This window comes from Nitrosovibrio sp. Nv17 (genome assembly GCF_900119085.1).
Classification (GTDB): Bacteria; Pseudomonadota; Gammaproteobacteria; order Burkholderiales; family Nitrosomonadaceae; genus Nitrosospira.
On record NZ_FPIQ01000008.1, the window covers coordinates 99,387 to 109,898 of the forward strand.

A 10,512-nucleotide genomic window follows, 5' to 3' on the forward strand; every position below is an offset into this window, starting at 1 on the left:
GCAGCCTTCCGTCTGCTCGGTGATCCGCATGCCGCGATCGGGATCGATCGCGGCATGGCTACGTCATCGCGTGCGACGACGGATGGCGCTCGCCAGCAGGCCGATGCCCAGCAGCGCCAGCGTGCCCGGCTCGGGCACGCTGGTCTGGGGCAGTTCGACCGGGGTGTAGGCCAGCGCCACGTTGTCGAACTCGAATGCGTACGACGAACTCGACGCGACCACCTTGTTGAAGGGTGTGTCGGAGTTGATGTTCACATAGTAGGTACCGTCCGCGCCCTGCCGGCCGTTCGCGAGCGTATCGACGTCGGAGCCGGTATAGCTGAAGAGGAACGTGTTGCCGTCGTAGAAGGACAGCGTGTTGTAATCGTCGACCGAGCCCCACAGCAGGCCGAAGTACTGGTGGTGCTCGTCCAGCAGCAGCGTGACGTCGCCGATGCCGGCCGTCAGGTACTGGGTGGCGTCCTGGCCGTCGGGCTGCGGGTTGCCGAACAGGGTGCCGTTGCCATTGGAGAGATAGGGCGCGGCGTACTGGCCCTCGACGTTGGGCAGCGTCGCCACCCCGGCGCCATCGCCGCTGAACAGCACGGTGATGCCATTGCCGGTGGCGCCGCCGAGGCTCGAGAGCGTATCGAAGCTCTCGTAGATGTTCGCCCCCACGGGCACGCCCCCGACCGAGGCGTTGAGCAGGGCGGCCATGGAACCGGTCGAGGCCAGCCCCAGCCCCAGGGCGAGCGCGCCCATGATGCCGTGTGCCGTTTTTGTTTTTTGTGACATGTCGATCTCCTGTTTCTTGTTGGTATGAGTGCGGTATCGTCCCGATTTCGCGGTTCCGAGTACCTTACCCGGTATAAAGCAAATAGCGTGCCATGTTTGATAAGTTAGATTCATCAAGTAATTACGAGGGAAGACGGGCGAACGGGGGAGAGGCTGCAAAATTTCCCGACACCCACAGGAAGGGAAAAAGAGCGCCGGAAGCGGATACGCTATGGCGCGGTGCGGTTGAACGCCACCACGTGGTCCACCTCGAGCCGGATGCCGATCGTCCCGCCGATGGCGTGGTCGTGGTGGCTGGGGATCAGCGACAGCGCCACTGCGCCGCCGGGCAGGCGCAGCGTGTAGAGGATGTCGGCTCCACGGAAGGCCTTGTGCAGCACTTCCGCCTGCAGGGGACTGGCGTCGTCGTGCACGATGTCGTCCGGACGTATCAGGACGTCGACCGGGTGATCCGTGCACGGCGTGCAGTCTGGGGCACATGCGTGCTGCACCCGCCCCTTGAGGGTGCCCAGGTCGATTTCCACGTGGTCCGCATCGAGGATGCGGCCCGCCAGGAACACCCCCTGGCCGATGAACTCGGCGACGAAGCGATTCGCGGGCCGGTGGTAGAGATTGTAGGCCGTGTCCCACTGGCGGATTTCCCCCGCCTGCATGACGCCGATGCGGTCGGCCATGGCGAACGCTTCATCCTGGTCGTGTGTGACCAGCATCGCCGTCGCGTTCTGCTGTCTCAGGATGTCGCGTACCTCGAGGCTCAGGCGCTCACGCAGGGTGACGTCGAGGTTGGAGAAGGGTTCGTCGAGCAGCAGCAGGTCCGGCCTCGGGGCCAGCGCGCGCGCCAGCGCCACGCGTTGCTGCTGGCCGCCGGAGAGTTCGTGCGGGTAACGGGTCGCGGTGTCGGTGAGTCCGACGGTCTGCAGGAGTTCGGCGACCCGCGCCGCACGGGCCGACTTCTCCATGCGGTGCAGGCCGAAGCCGATGTTGGCAGCGACCGTCAGGTGCGGGAACAGCGCATAGTCCTGGAAGACCATGCCGACGTGCCGACGCTCCGGCGGCACGCAAAAATCCTTTGTGCTGACCTCCGTCCCGTTGAGCAGGATCGTGCCATCCGAAACCGGCTCGAACCCGGCGATGCAGCGCAGTACCGTCGTCTTGCCGCATCCGCTCGGTCCCAGCAGACAGCCGATCTGGCCCATGTCCAGCGTGAGCGACAGCTGCCTGACAGCCTTCTGTTCACCGTAGCGGTGATGGATGCCCCGGATCTCGAGGAGCGGCGGCATGGCGCTTCAGTGCCGTTCCGTCTGGCGCACGAGCAGCATGATGGGCAGCAGTCCCGCCAGCACCAGTGCGACCGCCGGCAGCGCCGCCTGTTCCCACGCACCTTCGGACGTCATCTCGAAGATGCGCACCGCCAGCGTGTCCCAGCCGAAGGGCCGGGTCATCAGGGTGATGGGCATTTCCTTCATCACGTCCACGAACACCAGCGCTGCGGCGGTGAAGATCCCGCCTCTCAGCATCGGCAAGTGCACACGGCGCAGCATCGCCCATCCACTCAGCCCGAGCCCGCGCGCGGCCTCGTCGATGCTGCCGGTGATGCGCTGCATGGCACTGTCTATCGGGCTATGGCCCACGGCAAGAAAGCGCGTCGTATACGCGGCCAGTACGGCCAGGAGCGTGCCCTGGAGCAACAATCCGCTTCCGCTGTCCAGGAACGCCGCGGCCAGGTCTGCGAGCCTGTTGTCCAGCCATGCGACCGGGATGAAGACGCCCACCGCCAGCACGGCCCCGGGCAAGGCATAGCCGATCGTGGCGACGCGTACGGCGACCCGAGTGAGGGCGTCGCCGTGGCGGCGTGCCGCATAGGTGACGAGCAGCGCGAACCCGCAGACCAGCAGGGTGGCCAGCAGGGACAGCAGGAGCGAGTGTCCGAAGAATTCCAGGTAGCGCCGATCGAAATCCTGGCTGAAGACACCGCCGGCCCATATGGCGAGCTGCGTGACCGGCAGCAGGAAGGAGAGGAACAGCGTGGCCGAGGCCAGCGCCGCAGCCAGCCACGCATGCCCGCCGCTCAGCGCGATGCGGCGCATGTGCTGGCCCTGGCGCGCTTCCGCATAGCGCATGCGCGAACGGAAGCGCTGCTCCACGAGCATCGTCGCCAGCACGATCACCACCAGCAGGGTGGCCAGCTGCGAGGCTGCAGTCAGCGAGAACATCCCGAACCAGGCCTTGTAGATGGCGGTCGTGAAAGTGTCGTAATTGAATACCGCGACCGTGCCGAAGTCCGACAGGGTTTCCATCAGCGCCAGCATCGTTCCCCCCGCGATCCAGGGACGCGCCATGGGCAGGGCCACCCGCAGGAATCCCTGGCGGGGTGTGAGGCCGAGCGACTGGGCGGCTTCCAGCGAGCGCCGGCCCTGCGTGAGGAACGCATTGCGCGCCAGCAGGTAGACGTAGGGATAGAAGGCGAGCACCATGACGGTGATGACGCCTCCCCGGCTGCGCACGTCGGGAAACCAGCCCGGATCCGTGCCCAGCCAGGCGCGCAGGGCGGTCTGCACCGGTCCGGTGTAATCGAGCAGGCCCAGCGCGACGAATGCGGTGACGTAGGCGGGAATCGCCAGCGGCAGCAGCAGCGCCCAGGAGAAGAATCTCCGGCCCGGGAATTCGCATACCGCGGTCAGCCAGGCCAGACCGACGCCCAGCGACACGGTTCCCCCGGCCACGCCCAGGGCAAGCCAGAATGTGTTCGCCAGCAGGCCGGGGAGGGTGGTCTCGGCCAGATGCCGCCAGACGTCGTCCGCCGGCACGAGGAACGACGAGGCCACGGTGCCGACGGGGATCAGCACCAGCAGCGCCATCAGCAGGGGAATCAGGCGCCAGCCGGAAGGGATGTCGGGGGCGTTGCCGGAGCGTCCGTGAAGACCGCGTCCCGGACGCGGGGCAACCGTGTCAGCCGCTGGACGAGGCGCCGCATGTCTCACCCGCTGTTCCGAATCCGGCGGCGGTGGAAGGCTAGCGGTAGCCCGCCCGGTCCATCAGCTTCACCGCTTCCGTCTGGAGTTCGCCCGCCCGGACCAGGTTGATCGGATTCTGCTTGAACCCGCCCCAGGCCGCGACGGCGGGCGCGGACGCCACCCTGGGGTTGGCTGGGTATTCCATGTTGACGTCGGCGAACAGGTTCTGCGCCTGTTCCGACGACAGGAATTCCAGCAGCCTGATTGCCGCGGGCGCGGCATGGGCATGGCGGGTGATCCCCGCGCCCGAGATGTTGACGTGGACCCCGCTGCCGGCCTGGTTCGGCCAGAAGATCGCCAGCGGCAACGAGGGGGTTTTCTCCATCAGCCGTCCGTAGTAGTATGTGTTGACCACGGTGACGTCACACTTCCCGGCGGCAACGAACTCCAGCGCGCGGGTGTCGTCGGACAGGGGGTCGGTGGCCAGGTTGGCAACCCAGCCTTTCACGATCTGCTCGGTTTTCGCCTCGCCGAGTTCGTCTATCATGACCGCCACCAGCGATTGGTTGTATACTTTCTTGGACGTGCGCAGGCATAGCCGCCCTTTCCAGCGCGGATCGGCCAGCGCCTCGTAAGTGGAGAGCTCGTCCGGCTTGACTTTTTGCGTATTGTAGACGAGGGTGCGGGCACGCACCGACAGGCCGAACCACTGCTTGCCGGGATCTCGCAGATGGGCGGGGATATTGGACTCCAGTACCTCCGACTCCACGGGCCTCAATAATCCTTCCCGTGCCGCTTCCCACAGATTGCCCGCGTCCGAGGTGATCAGCATGTCGGCGGGCGTATTCCTTCCCTCCGCCTTGAGGCGCGCCAGCAGGGCGCCTTCCTTGTCGGTGACGAATTTCACCTCGATTCCGGTTTCCCGGGTGAAGGCATCGAACATCGGCTTGATGAGCTGCTCGATTCGGGCGGAGTAGACGACGACCTGTTCCGCGCGGGCGGAGGTGGCGGCAAGCAGGGAGGTGCAGCAGAGTATTGCGATGAGAACGCGAGTAAGGCGGAACGTCGTCATTTTTGTATCCCGAATGAATGGTAGGCAGGTCGAGTCGACCCGTGGTCATTTCTTGCCAGTCGCAACAACCCGTAACTTCACATTAATATACCATGGATAAACCGCGGTCAAACCCTTCGTCCCACCGCCTGCAGGAGCTTCTCGCCATCCCGGAGCGGCAGCGGACGGAAGCGCAGTGGGATGAACTCAACGAACTCGAGATCACCTTGACGCCCGTGAATCGTGCCGGATCGCCGGAGCCGGGCAGCCGGCGCGTGGTGACCGCCCCATCCGATCCGTCCAGGACTCGCAGTGGCGTGCCGGGCAAGCGGCCGGTGAGGAAGCTCCGCAAGCGTGCGGCGAAAGGAGGCGAGTCGCGCAACGGCTCGTACTAGCGGTGCCTGTCACTTCTACCACGGGACGGGCCTGCCGTCATAGGCGATGAAGGTTCCGCTGTCCGCCGGTGTGAGCCGCGCAATGACAGCGCGCATGCCCGATACGCTCTGCTCCGCCGAGATCAGGGCATTCGGCCCGCCCATGTCGGTTCTGACCCAACCCGGGTGCAGCGCCACGGTGAGGATGCCGGCCGGTGCGAGATCGACTGCCAGGGTTTTCATCAGCATGTTTGCCGCCGCCTTGCTCGACCGGTACAGGTAGCTGCCGCCGCTGCTGTTGTCCGAAATGCTCCCCATCTTGCTGCTGAGCGTGGCGATGATCTTGCCGGTGCCGCGGGCGAGGTGGGGGGCGAAGGCGCGGGCCATGTGCAGCGGTGCGATGGCGTTGATGAGGAATGCCCCGGCCCAGACCGCCTCGTCGAGGGCAGGGTCGTCAGGAGGATAGACGCCGGCATTGTTCAGAAGCAGGTCGATTGGATGTGAGTCCAGCGAACGTGCCAGCGCATCGATGTGGTCGGAGACTCCGACGTCGAGGCCATGCACCGTCACCTGCCCCGGGTGTCCGGCCGCCAGGGCGTGCAGCGCCCCGGATGTGCCGGGCTGGCGGGCGCACGCCAGTACGCGCCAGCCGTCGGCGGCGTACTGCCTGCAGAACTCCAGTCCTATGCCACGGTTGGCACCCGTGACCAGTACGGTCTTCATGTGAGCTCGTGTTCTTCCGAAGAGGGATGTGCGTACCTGGCCGATGCTCCGATCGTATCACAGGATCAGGTCATCCGGCGCGGGGGAGTTCCGGCGGATCTCCGCAGGGCGGACGGTCAGATAATATGTTTTTGTCATTATCCCGGCGGCGCCGCGCGCCCGCCGGATGGTTCGCGGGCATCGGACATGGGCTGCCATCGGGTTTCCATCTCTGGTAGAATTCGCGCATCGAAAGTTCCGGGAGACGGGACGTGCCAGCTTTCCTGCAGGACAATATCGCCCTGGTGGTCGCTGCCCTGATGAGTGGCGGCATGCTGCTGTGGCCGCTGCTGCGCCGGTCCGGCGGCGAAGTCGATACCCTGGTGGCGGTCCAGATGATCAACTACAAGGATGCCGTGGTGCTCGACGTGCGCGAGGGGAGCGAATATGCCGCCGGCCATGTACCCAATTCCCGGCACATTCCGGCGGACAAGCTGGAGGAACGCCTGCACGAGCTGGAAAAATTCAAGGACAAGCCCATCATCCTGATACACCGCAGCGGTGTGAACACCACCGGCAAGGCGGGTGCGATCCTGCGCAAGCAGGCATTCGCGCACGTGCATGACCTGCAGGGCGGCATCGACGCATGGCGCCAGGCAAACCTGCCCATCGTGAAGAAATGACGGGTGCCGTGGCGAGAGTGGTGATGTACGCCACCGGTTTCTGTCCCTACTGCCTGCGGGCCGAGGATTTGCTGCGCGCCCGCGGAGCGGAGGACATCGAGAAGATACGCGTCGACCTGGATCCGGCTCGCCGCGCCGAGATGCTGGAACGCACCGGGCGCCGCACGGTTCCCCAGATCTACATCGGCGACGTCCACGTCGGCGGCTACGACGATCTGGCGCAGCTCGATCGCGGCGGCCGACTGGCGCGGCTCCTGGCGGCAGCCGAGGTCTGACCGGCCAGGCCGGTGCCCCGGGTCCGGCGCATATGGGCGGAAGCCGTGTCGGTCCGGACTGCATGTGCCGCATGCCGACGGATGGGGCGGGGTAGGTCCGAAAATACCCATGCTTCCGGTAGCCCTGATTCTGTACAATACCCCACCACTTTCGACTATCTTCCCTATGGAATCCAACATGAGCGACCCCCAACCGGTTTTCAACATCGAAAAGATCTATGTCAAGGATTTGTCCCTGGAGCTTCCGAACGCACCCCGGATTTTTCTCGAGCGCGAAGCGCCGGAGGTCAATGTGCAACTGCACACCAAGGGGGAGCGCATTGAGGAGGGCATGTACGAGGTCCTGCTGACGGTAACGGTGACGGCCAAGGTCAAGGAAAAAACCCTGTTTCTGGTAGAAGTGCGCGAAGCGGGCATTTTTCAGATCCGCAATATCCCTGAGACGGACATGGATCCCGTGCTGGGGATCGCCTGTCCCAATATCCTGTTTCCCTACCTGCGCGAAGTCGTATCCGATGTCGTCACCCGCGGCGGGTTTCCCGCGGTCATTCTGAATCCGGTGAATTTCGAGGCGCTCTACCACCAGGGAAAGCAGCAGGCCGAGAAGAATGCGGCGGTGGCGGCGAATGGCGCGCCGGACCAGGAAAAGAAGATCACCCACTGAAATGACGCATGGCCGGCGTGCGCTGAAGCCGCGATCCTGCCGCTGTTGCCGCGGCCTGTGGATGATGGCGACGGCCGGCCTGCTGTTGCTTCCGGGCCGAGGCGGCGCCGCATTCGAGTTCTTTTCCATCGCCGAGAATGCTGTCGTAATGTACGACGCGCCATCCCTCAAGGCGGACAAGGTATATGTGGCGAGCCGTCATCTTCCTGTCGAGGCGGTCGTGAGGGTTGAAGGCTGGATCAAGGTGCGTGACAGCGAGGGGAGCCTCGCCTGGGTGGAGGAGAAGGCCCTCAGCAGCCAGCGACATGTCATTATCATAGTACCGCTGGCCGAGGTGCATCAGGCGGCGGATCCGGGTTCACGCGTGGTGTTCCAGGCGCAGCGACAGGTCGTGCTGGAGCAGTTGGAGCCTGCTGGACAGGGCTGGGTCAGGGTGCGTCACCGCGACGGGCAAACGGGGTACGTCAGGACCCAGCAAGTCTGGGGCTCATGAGAATCGCCGTCCTCGGCGCGGGTGCGTGGGGCACGGCGCTGGCCATTCGCCTGTGCACGCGCCATGCTCCGTGCCGGGTGGTCCTGTGGGGACGTGACGCGGCGCATCTCGACGAACTCGCCGCCGAGCGCACCAACCGGCGCTATCTGCCGGATCATCCCTTCCCCGATTCACTGCGACTGACTTCGGCGCTCGATGCTGCCGTCGAGCATGCCGATCTCGTCGTCATTGCGGTGCCGGTTGCCGGATTGCGCGGCACGCTGCATGCCGTTGCAGCCGGCGGGCGCAAGCCGCCCCTGATATGGGCATGCAAGGGCTTCGAGATGGAGTCGGCCAGACTGCCGCATCAGGTGGTGCGGGAGGCGTATCCGGCGACGCCCGCGTGCGGCGTATTGTCCGGTCCCAGCTTCGCCCAGGAAGTGGCGTCAGGGCTGCCCACAGCTATGACATTAGCATCATTCGACGAGGGGTTCTCGCAGAATATCGCAGCTCAGCTGCATGGCGCCAGACTGCGCGTGTACTCCAGCAGGGACGTGGTGGGCGTGGAAACCGGCGGTGCGGTGAAGAACGTGATCTCGATCGCGGCGGGCATCTCCGACGGCATGGGCTTCGGTCACAATGCGCGTGCGGCGCTCATCACACGGGGATTGGCGGAGATCACCCGCCTGGGGCTCCGCCTTGGCGGCAGCATGGAGACTTTCCTGGGGTTGGCCGGCGCAGGGGATCTGATACTGACCTGCACCGGCGACCTGTCGCGCAACCGGCAGGTAGGCCTCGCCCTGGCGGCCGGCCGGCCGCTGCCGGATATTCTGCGGGAGCTGGGCCACATCGCCGAAGGCGTCTACACGGCACGTGCGGTGGCGCGCCTGAGCCGCGAGCTCGACGTCGACATGCCGATCACGCGTGCGGTAAGCGGCGTGCTCCATGACGGCGTGCCGGCACGATTGGCGGTCGAGGCGCTGCTCAGCCGGGAACCGAAGCGAGAGGCGTGTTGAATCGGCTCACTCGCCGCCTGCGAAGCCCGTCCGGCGCCACGCTTCATAGATCACCACGGCTACCGAGTTGGAAAGGTTGAGGCTGCGGTTGCCGGGCATCATGGGCAGGCGGAGCCGGTGCTGCTCGGGGATTTCCGCCAGCACCTCCGGGGGCAGGCCGCAGGTTTCGGAGCCGAAGAGAAATACGTCTCCCCTGGCGTACGTGATGGAGTCGTAGCGTCGCGTGCCCCGGGTCGATACGGCCAGCAGTCGGTTTCCTGAGAACTGCCGGGCGCACTGCGCCTAGCTGGCGTGCAGGGTCACGCTGGCGTATTCGTGGTAGTCCAGTCCGGCACGTCGCAGCAGTCTGTCCTCCAGCGTGAAGCCGAGCGGCTCGACGAGATGGAGCCGGGCGCCGGTATTGGCGCACAGACGTATGATGTTGCCGGTATTGGACGGGATCCGGGGTTGAAGCAGGATGACGTCGTGCACGGCGTCTATCGGGAACCGCTCACGGGGGTATGCCTGTCGCCTGCCTGCGGCAGCGTCCTGACGACGATCCAGCCATCGACACGCGCGGCCCCCTGCCGCCGCAGGATTTTCGCCAGTTCGTTCAGCGTTGCACCGGTGGTCATGACGTCATCCACGATCGCGATGTGCCGTCCCGCCAGATCGCCTTCGCAGGCGAATGCTCCGCGCACGTTGCGCGTACGCGCCTTCCACGGGAGACCTGCCTGCGGCGGTGTGTCGCGGATGCGTCTGCAGAGGCCGGGCTGCAGTGGAACGCCGCGTCGCCCGGCGATCCAGCGAGCTATTTCCTGGGCGTGGTTGAATCCGCGTTCCCGCAGCTTTTCCGGGTGCAGCGGCATGGGCAGGATGAGATCGGGGGGCGGGCAGGCATCGAGGCGTGTCAGCAGCAACTCGGCCAGAATGGGCGCCACGTGAAGATGGGCTTGGTACTTGAGCGCGTGCACCAGCGCGTCTGCGGGAAATGCATAGCGCAGTACCGCGAAGGTGCGGTCGAAGGCGGGCGGTTGCGCCAGACAAGCACCGCAAAGGCGGGCTCCGGCGATCGGGAGCGCGCATGCTTCGCAGCGGTGGGGCGGCAGGTAAGGCAGGCTGTCGCCACAGGCGGCGCACAGGCCGTGGCGGCTGCGAGCACCGCACAGCAGACAGCGCTGCCCAAGGAGTGATTGCATTAAATTTAATCTGTCGTTCAATTTTCAGATTCATGAAATTGACAATGACGAGGAAATCTCTGATGATTCATGCTCGTGTGAGGAGGCTGCCACGAATGATGGCTGCCCATACGGGATCATAGCAACTGGAGGGCGACCATGAGTCAGTTTGTTTCGGATGCGGCCATCGATATCGACCGGGATGCGCTATCCCCGGCGGCGGGGTGTACGGCGAGGCGCCGGGCGGATGCGCCGGGCGGATCCGTCCGCTGGCGTGTGGAGGACATAGAGCGGTTGCTGGATCTTCCGTTCGGGGATTTGATGTACCGTGCGCAGGAGACGCACCGTCAATACCATGAGGCCAATGCGGTGCAACTGTCGACGCTGATT

General features: G+C 65.2%; 12 protein-coding genes and 2 pseudogenes. 7 read left to right on the forward strand and 7 right to left on the reverse strand.

The features are described 5' to 3' along the window. Positions 1–63: 63 nt before the first annotated feature. The 4 genes from BT108_RS06630 to BT108_RS06645 form a co-directional block, all read right to left on the reverse strand. Complete coding sequence (locus tag BT108_RS06630) at positions 64–774, reverse strand: Npun_F0296 family exosortase-dependent surface protein (RefSeq protein WP_072293753.1); 711 nt, start codon at positions 772–774, stop codon at positions 64–66. A gap of 209 nt (positions 775–983) precedes the next feature. After that, positions 984–2,054 carry an ABC transporter ATP-binding protein gene (locus BT108_RS06635; RefSeq protein WP_072293754.1) on the reverse strand — a complete coding sequence of 357 codons (1,071 nt, stop codon included), beginning with the start codon at positions 2,052–2,054 and terminating at the stop codon, positions 984–986. A gap of 6 nt (positions 2,055–2,060) precedes the next feature. Further along, positions 2,061–3,632, reverse strand: coding sequence for an ABC transporter permease (locus tag BT108_RS06640; protein WP_072293755.1), 1,572 nt, complete (start codon positions 3,630–3,632; stop codon positions 2,061–2,063). A 154-nt stretch (positions 3,633–3,786) separates the two neighbouring features. Next, a complete protein-coding gene (locus BT108_RS06645; protein ID WP_072293756.1) occupies positions 3,787–4,800 on the reverse strand; it encodes an extracellular solute-binding protein in 1,014 nt (337 codons plus the stop codon). Positions 4,801–4,892: 92 nt separating this feature from the next. Between BT108_RS06645 and BT108_RS06650 the strand changes: the two genes are divergently transcribed. Beyond that, positions 4,893–5,174 carry a hypothetical protein gene (locus BT108_RS06650; RefSeq protein WP_072293757.1) on the forward strand — a complete coding sequence of 94 codons (282 nt, stop codon included), beginning with the start codon at positions 4,893–4,895 and terminating at the stop codon, positions 5,172–5,174. Positions 5,175–5,189: 15 nt separating this feature from the next. Here the strand turns inward: BT108_RS06650 and BT108_RS06655 are convergent, their stop codons facing one another. After that, positions 5,190–5,876: an SDR family oxidoreductase gene (locus tag BT108_RS06655; protein WP_072293758.1), complete on the reverse strand. Its 687-nt coding sequence runs from the start codon at positions 5,874–5,876 to the stop codon at positions 5,190–5,192. A gap of 299 nt (positions 5,877–6,175) precedes the next feature. Between BT108_RS06655 and BT108_RS06660 the strand changes: the two genes are divergently transcribed. The 5 genes from BT108_RS06660 to BT108_RS06680 all read left to right on the forward strand — a co-directional run bounded on the left by BT108_RS06660 (position 6,176) and on the right by BT108_RS06680 (position 8,965). Further along, on the forward strand, positions 6,176–6,538 hold the full coding sequence (locus BT108_RS06660; protein WP_072293770.1) for a rhodanese-like domain-containing protein: 363 nt from the start codon (positions 6,176–6,178) through the stop codon (positions 6,536–6,538). Next, a complete protein-coding gene (gene grxC / locus BT108_RS06665) occupies positions 6,535–6,813 on the forward strand; it encodes a glutaredoxin 3 (protein WP_143142420.1) in 279 nt (92 codons plus the stop codon). Before BT108_RS06660 ends, grxC begins: the two co-directional genes overlap by 4 nt. A 178-nt stretch (positions 6,814–6,991) precedes the next feature. Next, positions 6,992–7,477, forward strand: a complete 486-nt coding sequence (secB, locus tag BT108_RS06670; protein ID WP_072293759.1) for a protein-export chaperone SecB — start codon at positions 6,992–6,994, stop codon at positions 7,475–7,477. Positions 7,478–7,538: 61 nt separating this feature from the next. Beyond that, positions 7,539–7,970 (forward strand): SH3 domain-containing protein, encoded by a 432-nt coding sequence (locus BT108_RS06675; RefSeq protein WP_072293771.1) that lies wholly within the window; start codon positions 7,539–7,541, stop codon positions 7,968–7,970. Continuing rightward, on the forward strand, positions 7,967–8,965 hold the full coding sequence (locus tag BT108_RS06680) for an NAD(P)H-dependent glycerol-3-phosphate dehydrogenase (RefSeq protein WP_072293760.1): 999 nt from the start codon (positions 7,967–7,969) through the stop codon (positions 8,963–8,965). Before BT108_RS06675 ends, BT108_RS06680 begins: the two co-directional genes overlap by 4 nt. 6 nt (positions 8,966–8,971) lie before the next feature. On the opposite strand, the pseudogene BT108_RS06685 reads toward BT108_RS06680, so the two are convergent. Beyond that, positions 8,972–9,436: pseudogene (locus BT108_RS06685) on the reverse strand (tRNA (cytidine(34)-2'-O)-methyltransferase). A gap of 5 nt (positions 9,437–9,441) precedes the next feature. Continuing rightward, positions 9,442–10,143, reverse strand: coding sequence for a ComF family protein (locus BT108_RS06690; protein ID WP_072293761.1), 702 nt, complete (start codon positions 10,141–10,143; stop codon positions 9,442–9,444). A 138-nt stretch (positions 10,144–10,281) separates the two neighbouring features. Between BT108_RS06690 and BT108_RS06695 the strand changes: the two are divergent. Further along, positions 10,282–10,512: pseudogene (locus BT108_RS06695) on the forward strand (hypothetical protein); the annotation flags it as partial.